Below are 16,398 nucleotides of genomic sequence, written 5' to 3'. Positions count from 1 at the left end.
ACGGAGCGGGGCGGGGCAGCACGGGACCGGGCGGAGCGGGGGCGGATCAGGACAGGCCGAATTCCTCGTCGATGAGCGAGAAGATGTCGTCGACGGTGGCGGACTCGTAGTCCCGCCGGTCCTCGGTGGCCCCCGTCTCGAAGGCGCGGGCCTCCTTCCACTTCCCGAGGAGGGCTTCGAGGCGCTCGGTGATGCCGGCGACTGCCTCGTCGTCCTGCGCCACCGCGCCGAGCGCGCCCTCCAGCCGGTCGAGTTCCTGGTAGACGGCCGCCCCGGCGCGGGCGTCCGGTGCCGGCGCCCCGGTGGCCTCGGCCTCACCGACGAGCCGGGCCCGCAGCAGGGCCGCGAGTTCGGCGGGCGTCGGGTGGTCGAACACGGTGGTGGTCGGCAACCGCAGTCCGGTCGCGGCGTTCAGCCGGTTCCGCAGCTCGGTGGCGGCCAGCGAGTCGAAGCCGAGGTCCCGGAACGCCCGGCGGGCGTCGACCGCGCCGGCGAGACCGTGCCCCAGCACCACGGCCGTCTCGTCGAGCACCAGGTCCAGGACCAGCCGCTCGCGCTCGGGCCCGCGGAGTCCGGCGAGCCGCTGGGCCAGCGCCGTCCCCCCGGTGGGCGAGGCCGCGGCGGCCGTCCGGCGGCCGGTCACCCGGACCAGCCCGCGCAGCAGCGGCGGTACGGCGGCCTGCCCGGCGCCGGAGGCCGCCCGTGCCCGCAGGGAGACGGTGTCCAGACGCATCGGCACCAGGACCGGCGCGGCCGCGCGGTGGGCGGCGTCGAAGAGTGCCAGCCCCTCCTCGGTGGACAGCGCGCCCATGCCGACCCGCCGCATCCGGTCGAGGTCGGCGCCGTCGAGGTGCCCCGTCATGGCGCTGCGTTCGGCCCACAGCCCCCAGGCGAGTGCGAGGGCCGGGAGGCCGCGCGAGCGCCGGTGCGCGGCCAGGGCGTCCAGGAAGGCGTTGGCCGCCGCGTAGTTGCCCTGCCCGGCGGCGCCCACCAGGGCGGTGGCGGAGGAGAACAGGGCGAACACCGCGAGGTCCAGGTGCTCGGTCTGCCGGTGCAGGTGCCAGGCGGCGTCCACCTTCGGCGCCATGACGCCGTCCAGCCGCGCCCGGTCCAGAGAGGTGACGACTCCGTCGTCCAGCACGCCCGCCGTGTGGACCACCGCCGTCAGCGGGTGCTCGGCCGGGATCCCGGCCAGCAGACGGGCGACCGCCCCGCCGTCCGTGACGTCGCACGTGGCGACGGTCACGGTGGCGCCGAGGGCGGTCAGCTCGGCGGCGAGGGCGGCGGCTCCGTCGGCCTTCGCGCCCCGGCGCGAGGCCAGGAGCAGGTGCCGTACGCCGTGGTGGGTCACCAGGTGCCGGGCGGTCAGCGCGCCCAGCGTCCCCGGGGCGCCGGTGATCAGCGCGGTGCCGTCCGGGTCCGGCGCGGCGGGCACGGTCAGGACGATCTTCCCGATGTGCCGGGCCTGGCGGAGGTGGCGGAACGCCTCGGGGGCCCGCCGGACGTCCCAGACGGTCAGCGGTGTCCGGTGCAGGGCCCCGGCCGCGAACAGGGCCAGGACCTCCCGGAGCATCGCGCCGATCCGCCCGGGGTCGACCTCCATCAGGTCGAAGATCCGGTAGTCGACGCCGGGGTGCGCGGCGGCCACCTCGGCCCCGTCCCGGTGGTCGGTCTTCCCCATCTCCAGGAAGCGCCCGCCCCGTGTCAGCAGCCGCAGGGAGGCGTCGACGAACTCGCCGGCCAGCGAGTTGAGCACGACCGAGACCCCGCGCCCGCCGGTCGCCGCCAGGATCCGCTGCTCGAAGCCGAGGTCCCGGGAGGAGGCGATGTGCGCCTCGTCCAGACCCGACGCGCGCAGGGTGCCCCACTTGCCCGGGCCGGCCGTGCCGTAGACCTCGGCCCCCCAGTGCCGGGCCAGCTGCACCGCGGCCATGCCGACCCCGCCGGCCGCCGAGTGCACCAGGACGCTCTCGCCGCGCCGCAGGTCCGCCAGGTCCCGCAGGCCGTGGTAGGCGGTCAGGAAGACCACCGGGACGGCGGCCGCCTCGGCGAACGACCAGCCGTCGGGCATCGGGACGACGGCCCGGTGGTCGGCCACCGCGACCGGTCCGAACGCGCCGGAGAACAGGCCCATCACCCGGTCGCCGACGGCGAGCCCGGTCACCCCCGGACCGATCCCGGTGACCACGCCGGCGCCCTCGATGCCGAGCCCGTCGAGCCTCGGGACCAGGCCCAGCGCGACCACGACGTCACGGAAGTTGAGTCCGGCGGCGCGGACCGCGATCCGGACCCGGCCCTCGGCCAGCGGGCCGGTGGCGGAGTCGTCCGGGCCCGGCAGCAGCGCCAGGTTCTCCAGGGTGCCCTTGCCCTCGATGTCCAGCCGCCAGGCGGCCGCGCCGACCGGCGGCGTCAGCGCCGCTGCCGCCCCGGCGAGCCGGGGGACACTCAGCGTGCCGTCGCGAAGGGCGAGTTGGGGCTCACCGGAGTGAACGGCCGCGGCCAGCAGCGCCGGTGGGGCGTCGCCCTCGTCCAGGTCCAGCAGGACGAAGCGGCCGGGGTTCTCGGCCTGCGCGGCCCGCACCAGGCCCCACACCGGGGCCTGCACCGGCGCGGCCGCTGCCTCGCCGGGGCGGACGGTCACGGCGCCCCTGGTCACCACCACCAGGCGGGAGGCGGCGAACCGGTCGTCGGCCAGCCAGGTCCGCAGCGCGTCGAGGACGTCGGCGGCCAGCGCGCGGGCCGCCGCCCCGAGGTCGGCCGCGCCGGGGGTCGCGGCCGGGGCGGCGCAGGGCAGGAGGACCACCTCCGGCACGGCACCGTTCGTCCGCGTCGCCGCCTCCGCCAGCGAGCGCAGATCGGCGAACGTCCCGCCGACCGGGCCGTCGGAGCCGGCGCCCCCGGGCCTCTGGCCCGCGAAGCCGGCGCCCCCGGGGCCCACCACGGCCCAGTCGCCTCCGGAGCCCGACGTGGTGGCCGCGGGCGCGCCGACGGCCACCCAGTCGACCTGGAAGAGCGCCTCGCCGTGGGCCCGGCCGACCTCGTCCAGCTGCTCCCGGGTGACCGGCCGCAGCGCCAGGGACTCGATCCCGGCGACCGGCCGGCCCGTGGTGTCGGCGACGCTCAGCGCCACCTTGCCGGTCCCCAGCGGGGTGACCGTGACCCGCAGCGCGGTCGCACCGACGGCGTGCAGCGTCAGGCCCTCCCAGGCGAAGGGCAGCCGCGGCAGGCCGTCCGCCGTTTCGGCGGCCGGCCGGGCCAGACCGATGACGTGCAGCGCGGCGTCCAGCAGCGCCGGGTGCACGGCGAAGCGGTCGGCGCCGTCGGCGGCCTCCTCGGGCAGCGCGACCTCGGCGAACACCTCGTCACCCCGCCGCCAGGCCGCCCTGACGCCCCGGAAGGCCGGGCCGTAGGGCAGACCGGTCTCGGCCAGGCCCGCGTACAGCCCGTCGATCCGGACGGGTCCGGCTCCCGGCGGGGGCCAGGCCGCCGGGCCGGCGTCGCGTTCCCCGGCCGCTCCGGCCCCTCCTACCGGTCCGGCGGGCCCCGCCAGGCCGGTGGCGTGCCTGGTCCACGGCTGCTCGGCCGGCGCCCCCGCCGGCTGGGAGTGCAGGCTCACCGGTCGCCGACCGGCCTCGTCGGGCGCGCCGACCACCACCTGGAGCGACACCGCGCCCTGGTCCGGCAGGACGAGCGGGGCGTGCAGCGTGAGCTCCTCGACCCGGCCGCAGCCGGCCCGGTCGGCGGCCTGGAAGGCCAGCTCCAGCAGGGCCGTGCCCGGGACCACCGTCGTCCCGAGGACGGTGTGGTCCGCCAGCCACGGGTGCTCGGCCAGCGAGAGCCGACCGGTGACGAGGACGCCGTCGGAGTCGGGCAGCGCGAGTGCCGCGCCCAGGAAGGGGTGGTCGACCGGGGCGAGTCCCAGGGTGCTCGCGTCACCCGACGCTCCCGGGGCCGGCCGCCACCAGTAGGACTGCCGCTGGAACGCGTAGGTCGGCAGGCTCGCCGGGGTGGCACCGGTGCCCGCGAACGCGGCCGTCCAGTCCACCGGGCCGCCCCGGACGAAGGCCTCGGCGGCCGAGGTGAGGAAGCGTTCGAGTCCGCCCTCGTTCCGGCGCAGCGTTCCCACCACGACGGCGTCACGGCCGAGTTCCTCGACCGTCTCCTCGATGCCCGGGCGCAGTACCGGGTGGGGGCTGACCTCGATGAAGACGCCGTGGCCCTGTGCGGAGAGCCGTTGGACGGCCTGGTCGAAGCGCACGGTCTCGCGCAGGTTGCGGTACCAGTAGTCGGCGTCGATCCCCTCGGTGTCCAGGAGGTCCCCGGTGACGGTGGAGTAGAACGCCACCTCCGAGGCCGCCGCCCGGCCCGGGCCGAGCGCGTCGAGCAGATGGTCCCGCACGGTCTCGACCTGCGCGGAGTGCGAGGCGTAGTCGACCGGGATCCGGCGCGCCCGCACGCCCCGCGCCTCACAGTCCGCCAGCAGCCCCTCCAACGCCGTCGGCTCCCCCGACACCACCACCGAGCCGGGCCCGTTCACCGCCGCCACCGACAACCGGCCCTCCGCGGCAGCCACCAACTCCCCTGCCTCGACCGGGCTCAGCGCCAGCGACACCATCCCGCCCAGCCCCGCCAACCGCTCCGCGATCACCCGGCTGCGCAACGCCACGATCCGCGCCGCCTCCGACAGCGACAACGCACCCGCCACACACGCCGCCGCGATCTCCCCCTGCGAATGCCCCACCACCGCCGACGGCTCCACACCGTACGACCGCCACAACTCCGCCAACGACACCATCACCGCGAACGACACCGGCTGCACCACATCCACCCGCTCCAACGACGGAGCACCGGGCACACCACGCACCACATCGAGCACGTCCCAACCGACGAACGGCCGCAACGCCTCCGCACACTCCGCCAACCGCCCCGCGAACACCGGCGAGGAATCCACCAACTCCCCACCCATCCCCGCCCACTGCGCCCCCTGACCCGGGAACACGAACACCACCCGGCCGGGCCGGACGGCCGCGTCGCCCACGATCACCTGCGGGACGGACCGGCCCTCGGCCAGTGCCGCCAGCCCGGCCCCGAACGCCTCCCGGTCCGCACGGTCGGCCAACAGCACGGCGCGGTGCTCGAAGACCGACCGGGTGACCACCGTCGCGAGGCCGGTGTCCACCGGCCGTTCGCCGCCCCGGGCATCCAGGGCACCCCGGGCGTCCAGGTGCGCCAACAGACTCCGGGCCTGCGCGGCCAGCGCCTCCGGCGAGCGCCCCGAGAGCAGCCACGGCACCACCGCCGGCCCGCTCTCCGGCCCGCTCTCCGGACCGCTCTCCAGCCCGGCCGGCTCCTCGCCGGGCTCCTCGGCCGGCGCCTGCTCCAGCACCACGTGCGCGTTGGTCCCGCTGATCCCGAAGGAGGAGACGGCCGCGCGGCGCGGCCGCGCGCCCGGGAGCCACTCCCGGGCCTCGGTCAGCAGCTCGACCGCCCCCGAGCTCCAGTCCACGTGCGGGGACGGCTCGTCCACGTGCAGCGTCCTGGGCAGCACGCCCGCCCGCATCGCCGACACCATCTTGATCACGCCGGCCACCCCGGCGGCCGCCTGGGTGTGCCCGATGTTCGACTTCACCGAGCCCAACCGGAGCGGCGGCGCCCCCTCGGACCGGCCCTGACCGTACGTGGCCAGCAGTGCCTCGGCCTCGATCGGGTCGCCGAGGCGGGTGCCCGTGCCATGGGCCTCCACGGCGTCCACGTCCCGCGCCGAGAGCCCCGCGTCCGCCAGCGCCTGCCGGATCACCCGCTGCTGCGAAGGACCGTTCGGCGCCGTCAGACCGTTCGACGCACCGTCCTGGTTCACCGCACTGCCCCGCACCACCGCCAGCACCGGATGCCCCAACCGCCGCGCGTCCGACAGCCGCTCCACCAACAGGACACCGACGCCCTCGCTCCAGCCCGTGCCGTCCGCGGCGGCGGCGAACGGCTTGCACCGTCCGTCCGGGGCCAGGCCCTGCTGCCGGCTGAACTCGACGAACATGCCCGGGGTCGGCATCACCGTGACCCCGCCGGCCAGCGCCAGGTCGCACTCGCCCGACCGCAGGGACCGCACCGCGAGGTGCAGCGCCACCAGCGACGAGGAACACGCCGTGTCCACCGTCAGCGCCGGCCCCTCCAGGCCCAGCGCGTAGGCGACCCGCCCCGAGATCACGCTGGGGGTGACGCCGGTCAGCAGATAGCCGCCCTGGTCCTCCGAGCCCTCGTGCAGCCGGGGGCCGTACTCCTGGAAGGTCGCCCCGGCGAAGACGCCCGTCCGGCTCCCCCGCAGCGACAGCGGGTCGATCCCCGCCCGCTCCACCGCCTCCCACGAGGTCTCCAGCAGCAACCGCTGCTGGGGGTCCATCGCCAGCGCCTCACGCGGCGAGATCCCGAAGAACCCCGCGTCGAAGTCGGCCACCGCGTCCAGGAACCCACCGGCCCGCACATAGCTGGACCCCGGCCGCCCGGCCTCCGGGTCGAACAGCTCCGCCAGGTCCCAGCCCCGGTCGGTCGGCAGCGGCCCGACGGCGTCCCCCCCGTCCACCACCAGCCGCCACAGGTCCTCCGGGGACCGCACGCCCCCCGCGAACCGGCAGCCCATGCCCACCACGGCCACCGGCTCGCCCGACGCGGACTCCGCCGCGCGCAGCCGCTCCCTGGTCCGGTACAGGTCGGTGGTCACCCACCTGAGGTACTCGACCAGCTTCTCCTCGTTCGCCACTGCTCTCACTCCGTGTCGGTGCGGCCGTGCGGAAGGTTCGGACATCGCGCGTCGGGGCGCGTCAGGAGGTGCGGAACTCCTGGTCGATGAAGGCGAAGAGCTCGTCGACCGTCGCCGTCCGCAGCCTGTTCGGCTTCGGGTCGTCGCCGTCGGTTCGCGGCCTGGCGGCCAGCAGGGACCGCAGCCGGGCCTCGACCCGCTCCCAGGCGGCGCTGTCCGGGCCGAGCGCGGCCAGCGACCGCTCCAGCCGGTCCAGCTCCGCCAGGGCCCCGGAGCCCGCCGCGCGGTCCGCCGGCTGGAGCAGGGCGCCCAGCCGCTCGGCCAGGACGAGAGGCGTCGGATGGTCGAACAGCAGACCGGTCGGCAGCCGCAGCCCGGTGGCCGCGCCGAGCCGGTCCCGCAGCTCCACCGCGGTCAGCGAGTCGAAGCCCAGCTCCTTGAAGGAGAGCCCGGGGTCGACCGGCCCGGCGTCGTGGTGGCCGAGCACGGCGGCCGCCTCGGAGCGCACCAGGTCGAGCAGCGCGCCCGGGCCCCGGTCGCCGACCGGCGCCCGCTCCGGCCGGTCGACCGCGTCGGCCCCGGAAGGCGCTGCAGGCGCGGCAGGCGCGGTCGCCGTCCCGGCCACCGGGGCCGGGGGGAGCACGCCGCCCCCGAGCCAGTACCGCTCCCGCTGGAACGCGTAGGTGGGCAGCTCGACCCGCCGGGCGCCGTGCCCGGCGAACTCCGCCGCCCAGTCCACCTCGACGCCGTGGACGTGCAGCCGGGCGAGTGCGGTGACCAGCGCGTCGGCCTCGGGCCGGTCCTTGCGGAGCGTGGGCACGAGGACGGGACCGGCGCCCGGCCGCGCGGGCTCGGTCAGACAGTCCCGGCCCATCGTGGCGAGCGTGCCGTCCGGCCCGAGCTCCAGGTAGGCGGTGACGCCCTCGCGCTCCAGCCGGCGCATGCCGTCGAGGAACCGCACCGGCCTGCGCACGTGCCGCACCCAGTACTCGGCCGAGCCGAACTCCTCGGCCGTGACGAGATCGCCGGTGACCGTGGACACGACCGGCAGCTCCGGCGGCCGGAGGTCCAGGGCCGCCACGACGCCGCGGAAGTCGTCCAGCACGGCGTCCATGTGCGGGGAGTGGAACGCGTGGCTCACCCGGAGCCTTCTGGTCCGGCGGCCGGCGGTCCGCCAGTGGGCCGCGATCCGCTCGACCTCCTCGGCGTCCCCGGCGACCACGGTCGCCTCCGGGCCGTTGACGGCGGCGAGGCCGACCAGGTGCTCCCGGCCGGCCAGCAGCGGGAGCACCTCCTGCTCACCGGCCTGCAGCGCCGCCATGGCGCCGCCGGGCGGGAGCGCCTGCATGAGCCGGCCGCGGGCGGTCACCAGCGTGCAGGCGTCCGCGAGCGGGAACACCCCGGCGACGTGGGCGGCGGCCAGTTCGCCGACGGAGTGGCCGAGCAGGAGGTCCGGCCGGACGCCCCGGCTCTCCAGCAGCCGGAACAGGGCGACCTCGATCGCGAACAGGGCGGGCTGCGCGACACCGGTGCCGTCCAGCAGATCCGCGGCGGCGGAGCCCGGTGCCGCGAAGAGCACGTCCCGCAGCGGCCGGTCCGGGCCCGCTCCCGACGCGGCCGCGGCCGCGTCGACGTGCTCGCAGACCGCGTCCAACGCCGCTGCGAACACCGGGTGTTCCTCGTAGAGCACACGCCCCGCTCCCGGCCGCTGGCTGCCCTGACCGGCGAACAGGAAGGCGAGCCGGGCGCGCCCGTACGCCTGCCCCGACAGCACCTCGGCGGCGCGCCCGCCCTCGGCCAGCGCCGTCAGGCCCCGCCGGAGCCCGGCATCGTCCCGACCGGTCACCGCGGCGCGCTGCTCGAAGGCCGAGCGCGTCACGGCCAGCGAGTACCCGACGTCCGCCGCGCGGAGCCCGGGCCGCTCGTCGAGCCGCGCCAGCAGCGCGGCCGCCTGGGCCCGCAGCGCCGCCGGCGAGCGGCCGGACAGCAGCCACGGCACCGTCCGGGCCGCCCCCGCCCCGCCGCCCGGGGGCCCGGCCGCCGAGCCCCCGGCCGCCGCAACCTCGACCTCCGAGGGGCCGACCTCCGAGGACCCGCCCTCCGTCCGCCCGCCCTCCGAGAGCCCCGGCTCCGAGGCGGTCGGCAGGGGCCCGGCGGCCAGCACCACATGGCAGTTGGTCCCGCCGAGGCCGAACGAACTCACGCCCGCCAGCAGCGGCCGGTCCGGCTCCGGCCACGGCCCCAGCTCCCGCTGCACGCGCAGGTGGAGCGAGTCCAGCGGAATCAGCGGATGGGGGCGCTCGTAGTGGAGACTGGGCGGCAGCTCCCGGTGCCGCAGACTCAGGGCGACCTTCAGCAGCCCGACGATCCCGGCGGCGCCTTCGAGGTGCCCCACGTTGGTCTTCGCCGAGCCGACCGCCAGCGGCCGCCCGGGCTCCCGTAGCCGCCCGAGGGCGGCGCCGAGGGCCGCGGCCTCCACCGGATCGCCGACCTTGGTGCCCGTGCCGTGGAGTTCCACGTACTGGACGTCCGCCGGGTCCACCCCGGCCCGGCGGTAGGCGCGCCGGACGACCTCCTCCTGGGCCGCCGGGCTGGGTGCGGTGAGCCCCTCACCGCCGCCGTCGTTGTTCACCGCGCCGCCGAGGATCAGGCAGTGCACCCCGTCGCCATCGGCGAGCGCGTCCGCGAGGCGCTTCAGGACGACCACCGCGCCGCCCTCGCCCCGGACGTAGCCGTCCGCGCGGGCGTCGAAGGTGTGGCACCGGCCGGTCGGCGAGAGGCCGCCGAACCGGGCGACGGCGATGCTGCTCTGCGGGGCGAGGTTGAGGTTCACTCCCCCCGCGAGCGCGAGGTCGGTCTCGCCGGCGCGCAGGCTCTCACAGGCCTGGTGGACGGCGACCAGGGAGGACGACTGACCGGTGTCGGTCACCAGGCTGGGCCCGCGCAGGCCGAGGGTGTAGGAGACCCGGTTGGCGATCATGCTGCGCTGCAGCCCGGTCACGCTGTGCTGGGTGACGGCCCGCGGACCGCGCTGGTGCAACAGGGTCGCGTAGTCGTCCCATATCGCGCCGAAGAAGACACCGGCCGATCGTCCGTCGAGCGTCGCCGGGACGATCCCGGCGTACTCCAGGGCCTCCCACGCGAGTTCCAGCATCAGCCGCTGCTGCGGGTCCGTCGCGACCGCCTCGCGCGGGGAAAGGCCGAAGAAGCCGGGGTCGAATCGGTCGACCTGATCGAGGAAACCGCCCCATCGGGGTATCGATCCGCCGGTTTCGACTGTTTGTCCGCCATCCGTCGGCAATTCACCCCACCGGCCTTCCGGGACCTCCGTGACAGAGGTTTCACCGTGCCGGAGAAGTCGCCACAGCTCATCGGGAGTCGAAGCTCCGGGTAACCGACACGACAGGCCGACAACGGCTATCGCATCACTGTGAGTGGAATACATGAGAGATTCGTAAGATACGTGTGCTTCCCGTGAGGCCACAGCGCAACTGAACCAGCATCAGCAGAACGCGTCAAGGGTCGCTCTGTACACGACATCAAGCTTCAGCGCCGGAGGTCAGAGGCCTGTCGGCGGCGCCCAACCGGCCGTACCCACAAGGCATCACGGCCACGAGGGCGCTTCACCACGGCAATTGCCCGAACGGCCCCGCCGCCTTGCCCGTCCGGACACGACCCGTCGGCCCGGTGGCCGATTGTTAACCCCCGGTAAAATCCCTGGCGGCACGAACTACCCGGGGTGTCCGACGTTCACGGACGACCGGATCCGGCCACTGAGGCCCGGCGCTCCCCACCGGGTGCCGGGCGGCCCGGAACACCCCCGCCGGGGCCCCGGCCCGGCCACCCGGCGACGGCCGAATCGCAGGTGGCTAGGCTGGAGATCGCCGAGGAGACCGGCACCTGCCCTGCGGACCGTGACGCCGGCGGCATCCACCGCCCCACCGCGGGGCAAGCATCGAGGAGCAGTCGTGACCGAACAGAGCGGCCCGCAGCGGAGCATCGCCGACATGATCCGCCGTCCCATGCTCACCGGCCTGCAGGACGCCGAGCTGATCGGCCCGCTGGGCACCACCCGGATCAACGAGTGGGTCGACTGGATCGCGGCGGTGGTCGCCGGCCACATCGTCCAGCCGATCGCCAGTGAGCGCGACGCCTTCGCGGACCGGGTGGACACCCTCTCCGAGGTCGGCAAGCGCAACAAGCAGCTCTACCGGGACGCCGCCCAGGAGGCGCAGCAGCTGCGGTCCCGGGTCGCCGAGCTGGAGGCCGAGCTGGCGCGGCTGCGCGCCCCCGCGGGCCCGGCGCCCGACTCCGCGCCCGATTCCGCGACCCCGGCCCATGACGCCGCTACCCCGGTGACCGGTCCGACCCCCGCCCCGGCCGCCGACCCGGCGGCCTCCGAGGGGGCAGGCGGCCCCTCGCTCTCGCTCCGGGACCGCCTGCGGTCCAAGTACCCCGCGACCGCCGAAGCCCTGGACCGGCGGGACGCCGCCGCGGCGGAGGACGCCGAGCGGAACACCGAGGGCTGACCCGACGGGCCGGTGGTCCCCGGTCCCCAGCGGGGACCGCCCGCCGCACCCCGCCCCCTCGATCCGCACCTCCGGCCCCGCATCACCCGACCCGGCCGCCCCCAACACGCGCCCACCGCGCGCTTGAAACCCGATCTTCCCGAACATTCACCCTATCGAGTAGATCAACCGCTCCGGAGGCCTCCGGCCGAGACCACCCCGCCTACCGTTGATCAGCGAACGGCAAGGGGGGTACCACCTGCGGGATCCCCCCTTCTGTCGCGCCGGATGACGACCCGTCATCCGGCGCGGTCCTGCGCGGAGGGAGGCCCGTCCATGCCCATGAACACCGGACCGGAGATCACCGGGGACACCTCGGCGGTACGGTCATGAGCCGTACCGCCCTGGAGCGGATCCTCAGCGGCCCCAGCGGCCTCGGCACGGGCGGCCTGCACCCGGGCCGCCGTACGCCACCGCCCGAGGCCGGCGGCGCCGTTCCGGGCCTCTACTACCACCCGGTACCGGAGCCCGACCCCGGGCGCGTCGACGAGGTCGGCAACCGGATCAAGGCCTGGGCGGTGGACGAGGTCCAGCTGTACCCGCCGGAGTGGGAGGACCAGTTCGACGGGTTCTCGATCGGCCGGTACATGGTCGCCTGCCACCCCGACGCCCCCGACACCGACCACCTGATGGTCGCCGCCCGGCTGATGGTCGCCGAGAACGTGGTGGACGACTGCTACTGCGAGGACCACGGCGGCTCGCCGGTCGGTCTCGGCGGGCGGCTGCTCCTCGCGCACACCGCGCTCGACCCCCTGCACACCACGGCGGAGTACCAGCCGGCCTGGGAGGAGTCGCTCCAGCAGGACGCCCCGCGGCGCGCCTACCGCTCCGCCATGGACTACTTCCACCGCGCCGCGAGCCCGTCCCAGGCGGACCGGTTCCGGCACGACATGGCGCGCCTGCACCTGGGGTACCTCGCCGAGGCGGCCTGGGCCGAGACCGAGCACGTCCCCACGGTCTGGGAGTACCTGGCGATGCGCCAGTTCAACAACTTCCGCCCGTGCCCGACCATCACGGACACCGTCGGCGGCTACGAGCTGCCCGCCGACCTGCACACGCTGCCCGCCCTGCAACGGGTCATCGCGCTCGGTTCCAACGCCACCACGATCGTCAACGACCTCTACTCCTACACCAAGGAACTCGCCGGCCCCGGCCGGCACCTGAACCTCCCGGTGGTGCTCGCCGAGCAGGAGGGCGGCACCGACCGCGACGGCTACCTGAAGGCGGTCGAGGTCCACAACGACCTCATGCACGCCTTCGAGGCCGAGGCGGCCGCCCTGGCCGCCGCCTGCCCCGCGCCGCCCCTGCTGCGCTTCCTGCGCGGCGTGGCCGTGTGGATCGACGGCAACCACTACTGGCACCGGACCAACACCTACCGCTACAGCCTGCCCGACTTCTGGTAACCAAGGAGCTGACCCATGACCACGACCGATATCCCCACCACGCCCACCAGCCTCGTTCCCGGTCCCGCCACGCCCTACCAGGGCGACATCGCCCGCTACTGGGACCACGAGGCCCGACCCGTCAATCTGCGCCTCGGTGACGTCGACGGCCTCTACCACCACCACTACGGCATCGGCGACATCGACCACGCCTCGCTGGGTGACCCGGACGACAGCGAGCGCGAGAAGAAGGTGATCGCCGAGCTGCACCGGCTGGAGTCCGCCCAGGCGGAGGTGCTGCTGGACCACCTGGGCCCGATCGCCCCCGACGCCACCCTGGTGGACGCCGGCTGCGGCCGCGGCGGCTCCATGGTGATGGCCCACCAGCGCTTCGGGTGCAAGGTCGAGGGCGTCACCCTCTCCGCCAAGCAGGCCGAGTTCGGCAACCGGCGCGCTCGGGAGCTCGGCATCGACGGCTCGGTCCGGTCCCGGGTCTGCAACATGCTCGACATGCCCTTCGAGACCGGCCAGGTGGCGGGCTCGTGGAACAACGAGTCCAGCATGTACGTCGACCTGCACGACCTCTTCGCCGAGCACTCCCGGATGCTGGCGGTCGGCGGCCGGTACGTCACCATCACGGGCTGCTGGAACCCCGCCTACGGGCAGCCGTCGAAGTGGGTGTCGCAGATCAACGCGCACTTCGAGTGCAACATCCACTCCCGCCGGGAGTACCTGCGTGCCATGGCGGACAACCGGCTCGTGCCGCAGGCCGTCATCGACCTCACCCCGGCGACCCTGCCGTACTGGGAGCTGCGCGCGACCTCCTCGCTCGTCACGGGCATCGAGGAGGCGTTCATCTCCTCGTACAAGGACGGCTCCTTCCAGTACGTCCTGATCGCGGCCGACCGGGTCTGACCTGGCCGACCGGGCCGACCGGGCCGGCCTCCGGGGCCGGGTGTGGCGAGGGGCACCGCCCCGGCCGCACCCGGCCCGCCGCGTTCGCGACGGCCGGCCCCACCGGTCAACGCGGAGTCAGAACGCGGAGTTGGCCACCCAGTGCGCCAGCAGGCCCTCGTCCCCCGTCACCTCGAAGCGGCCGGCGGCCCGGTCCAGCCGGCCGTAGAGGAACAGCAGCAGGTCCGCGGCGGTGCCGCGCACGGTCACGTCGGCGGCCGTCCCGCCACCCTGCGGGTCGAGTCCGAAACCGTCGGGCCGCAGCCGGACCAGCCAGTCCCCGGCCCCGTCGGTGCGGGTGAAGCGGACGGTCCGGTTCTCCGCCCGCAGGAGGGTCGTCCCGGGCGCGAAGCCGGCCGCGAAGGGCAGGTTGACCAGGAACTCCGCGACGCCGTCGGCCGCCAGCGCCGGGTCGATCCCGGGGTGCAGGCCCAGGGCGAGCTCCGCGTCCACGCGGTGCACCAGGGTCTCGAAGAGCATCCGGCGCACCCAGAACCGGGCGTGCTGGTCGGCGCCCCAGGCCCACATCGGCGCGTCGAGGTCGGCCGCGGCGAACTCCGCACCGGCCTCGACCGCGGCCTCGGCCAGCCAGTCGGGGTAGCCGTCCGGCCCCTCCGGCAGCCGCAGGTCGACCTCCCGGCTGCGCGGCGGCTCCTGGATCCGCTGCCGCAGCAGCACGGTGAACCAGCGTTGCACGCTCCCGGCGTGACGCACCAGGTCGGCCAGCGTCCAGCCGGGGCAGGTGGGCACCGCAGTAGACGGGTCGGCGGCACGGACGACGGCGACGAAGCGGGCGGTCTCCGCGGCGACAGCGGCGGGGTGATCCAGGGTGGTGGTCATGGCCGCCATTCTCCCGGCCCCCGTCCGACCGGGCCGCCCCGGGTGGGCCGGAACCGGCCGCCCACCGGAGCGACGGACCGGCCGCGGCCCGGCCGGACGGGTGATTGACTGGCCCTATGGACCTCGTTCCTTCGACGTGCTGCCTCCCCCCGGTCCCGTCCGGCCGGCGCCCCGGGGCTCGACCGGACGGCCCGGCATGAGCGTCGCCGACCCGCCGGCCGCACCCGGCCCCGCCCCGAAGGCCCGGACCGCGCCCCCGTTCGACCCCGAGCTGGCCGCCGCGCTGGCGGCTCTGGGCGACGCGGCCGGGGAGCCGCTCACCCCGGCGAACCTGGCGGCCCGCCAGGCCCGGGACACCGCGACCCGGCCCCGGCCCGCCGTCCACGAGCTGACCGACGGCGGCCGTTTCGAGGTGGCCGAACTCCGGGTACCGGGACCGCCGGACGGGCCGGAGGTCACCCTGCTGAGCGCCCGGCCCGCCGGGATCTCCCGGCCGCTGCCGCTGCTGTACTACCTGCACGGCGGCGGCATGGTCATGGGCAACGCCTGGTCCGTCCTCCCCCGGGTGCTGCGGGAGTGGGCGCTCCCGCTGGAGCTGGCCGTCATCTCCGTCGAGTACCGGCTGGCGCCGCGGACGCGGTACCCCGGACCGGTGGAGGACTGCTACGCCGGCCTCACCTGGGCGGCCGCGCACGCCGACCGGCTGGGAATCGACCCGGCGCGCATCGTGCTCGGCGGCAAGAGCGCCGGCGGCGGGCTCGCCGCCGCGCTCGCCCTGCTCACCCGGGACCGGGGCGGGCCCGTCCCGCTCGGGCAACTGCTGCTCAGCCCGATGCTGGACGACCGCGACCGCTCCTTCTCCAGCCACCAGTTGGCGGGCACCGACACCTGGGACCGCTCCTCCAACGCCACCGCGTGGCAGGCCCTGCTGGGTGACCGGTACGGTGCCACGGACCTCCCGCCCTACGCGGCCCCCGCCCGCGCCACCGACCTGTCCGGGCTGCCCCCGGCCTACATCGACGTCGGATCGGCCGAGACCCTCCGGGACGAGGACGTCGCCTACGCCCAGGCGCTCTGGCAGGCCGGCGGCCGGGCCGAACTGCACGTGTGGCCCGGTGCCTGCCACGGCTTCGACACCCTCGCGCCGCACTCGGCGCTGGCCCGGGACGCCCGCGACGCCCGTACCCGCTGGCTCCGGCGCCTCCTCGCGCGCTGATCCGGCCGGCGCCGGCCACCGGGGGCCGTCGCCCTGGAGGCGTGCGACGCGTGGCGGGCGGGGCGGGTGCGCGGTGGCATCGCGGTCTCGACCGTTCCTCTCGACGTGTTCATACGCCCACCCAGGCGGCGCCGCCGAAGGTGCCGTCGGCGTTCCAGGCACTCCAGCCGCCGTTGGGCGCGTTCTGCCAGATGTGCGAGATGTTGGCTCCGCCGGGGGCGAGGGCGAACACCTCCAGCCGGCCGTCCGCGTTGCGGCTGACGTTCACGGTCGCGGCGGCGCCGCCGAAGGAGCCGTTCCAGGCGCCCCAGCCGGCGGACGGGGCCACCTGTTCGCGGATCGCCACCCCGCTGCCGTTCGGTCCCAGCACGAAGACCGCCATCCGCCCGTCGGCCTGGTGACCGACCACCGGCGCACCGCCGGCCGGGCCCCCGAACGGCGCGCCGCCGTCACCGTTCCAGCCACTCCACCCGCCGTTGGGCTCCGTCTGCCAGATGTGCGAGGTCGAACTGCGGTCCGGCGCCACCGCGAACACCTCCAGCCGCCCGTCCGTGTTCTGACCGACACTCAGATCGGATGCCGCGGGCCCGAAGGAGCCGTTCCAGGCGCCCCAGCCGGCGGACGGGGCCACCTGTTCGCGGATCGCCACCCCGCTGCCGTTCGGTCCCAGCACGAAGACCGCCA

General features: G+C 75.7%; 7 protein-coding genes and 1 pseudogene. 4 read left to right on the top strand and 4 right to left on the bottom strand.

Annotated elements, in window-relative coordinates; translation table 11 throughout:
* Nucleotides 1–46: 46 nt before the first annotated feature.
* On the bottom strand, nucleotides 47–6,754 hold the full coding sequence (locus ACIF6L_RS37300; protein ID WP_396490787.1) for an SDR family NAD(P)-dependent oxidoreductase: 6,708 nt from the start codon (nucleotides 6,752–6,754) through the stop codon (nucleotides 47–49).
* A 61-nt stretch (nucleotides 6,755–6,815) separates the two neighbouring features.
* A complete protein-coding gene (locus ACIF6L_RS37295) occupies nucleotides 6,816–10,199 on the bottom strand; it encodes a type I polyketide synthase (RefSeq protein WP_396490788.1) in 3,384 nt (1,127 codons plus the stop codon).
* 523 nt (nucleotides 10,200–10,722) lie between these two features.
* Here ACIF6L_RS37295 and ACIF6L_RS37290 point away from each other — a divergent pair.
* The 3 genes from ACIF6L_RS37290 to ACIF6L_RS37280 all read left to right on the top strand — a co-directional run bounded on the left by ACIF6L_RS37290 (nucleotide 10,723) and on the right by ACIF6L_RS37280 (nucleotide 13,619).
* Nucleotides 10,723–11,283: a hypothetical protein gene (locus tag ACIF6L_RS37290; protein WP_396490789.1), complete on the top strand. Its 561-nt coding sequence runs from the start codon at nucleotides 10,723–10,725 to the stop codon at nucleotides 11,281–11,283.
* Nucleotides 11,284–11,528: 245 nt separating this feature from the next.
* The gene (locus ACIF6L_RS37285) at nucleotides 11,529–12,725 is read left to right on the top strand and encodes a family 2 encapsulin nanocompartment cargo protein terpene cyclase (RefSeq protein ID WP_396490798.1); all 1,197 of its coding nucleotides are present in this window, start codon (nucleotides 11,529–11,531) and stop codon (nucleotides 12,723–12,725) included.
* Nucleotides 12,726–12,740: 15 nt separating this feature from the next.
* Nucleotides 12,741–13,619: a geranyl diphosphate 2-C-methyltransferase gene (locus ACIF6L_RS37280; RefSeq protein ID WP_329491088.1), complete on the top strand. Its 879-nt coding sequence runs from the start codon at nucleotides 12,741–12,743 to the stop codon at nucleotides 13,617–13,619.
* Nucleotides 13,620–13,736: 117 nt separating this feature from the next.
* Here ACIF6L_RS37280 and ACIF6L_RS37275 read toward each other — a convergent pair whose 3' ends face one another.
* Nucleotides 13,737–14,498, bottom strand: a complete 762-nt coding sequence (locus ACIF6L_RS37275; RefSeq protein WP_396490790.1) for a maleylpyruvate isomerase family mycothiol-dependent enzyme — start codon at nucleotides 14,496–14,498, stop codon at nucleotides 13,737–13,739.
* A gap of 196 nt (nucleotides 14,499–14,694) precedes the next feature.
* Between ACIF6L_RS37275 and ACIF6L_RS37270 the strand changes: the two genes are divergently transcribed.
* Nucleotides 14,695–15,714 (top strand): alpha/beta hydrolase, encoded by a 1,020-nt coding sequence (locus ACIF6L_RS37270; protein ID WP_396490791.1) that lies wholly within the window; start codon nucleotides 14,695–14,697, stop codon nucleotides 15,712–15,714.
* A 109-nt stretch (nucleotides 15,715–15,823) separates the two neighbouring features.
* Here ACIF6L_RS37270 and ACIF6L_RS37265 read toward each other — a convergent pair.
* A pseudogene (locus ACIF6L_RS37265) lies at nucleotides 15,824–16,398 on the bottom strand (glycosyl hydrolase family 32); the annotation flags it as partial.

The sequence above is a fragment of the Kitasatospora sp. NPDC086009 genome (genome assembly GCF_044540385.1).
GTDB lineage: Bacteria > Actinomycetota > Actinomycetes > Streptomycetales > Streptomycetaceae > Kitasatospora.
Note: the sequence above shows the minus strand (reverse complement) of the source record. Positions and strands in the feature narration are given on the sequence as shown.

Coding starts and splice junctions, on each gene's coding strand:
- ACIF6L_RS37295 (WP_396490788.1), bottom strand. CDS start 10,199: ATGTATTCCACTCACAGTGATGCGATAGCCGTTGTCGGCCTGTCGTGT.
- ACIF6L_RS37280 (WP_329491088.1), top strand. CDS start 12,741: ATGACCACGACCGATATCCCCACCACGCCCACCAGCCTCGTTCCCGGT.
- ACIF6L_RS37275 (WP_396490790.1), bottom strand. CDS start 14,498: ATGACCACCACCCTGGATCACCCCGCCGCTGTCGCCGCGGAGACCGCC.
- ACIF6L_RS37270 (WP_396490791.1), top strand. CDS start 14,695: ATGAGCGTCGCCGACCCGCCGGCCGCACCCGGCCCCGCCCCGAAGGCC.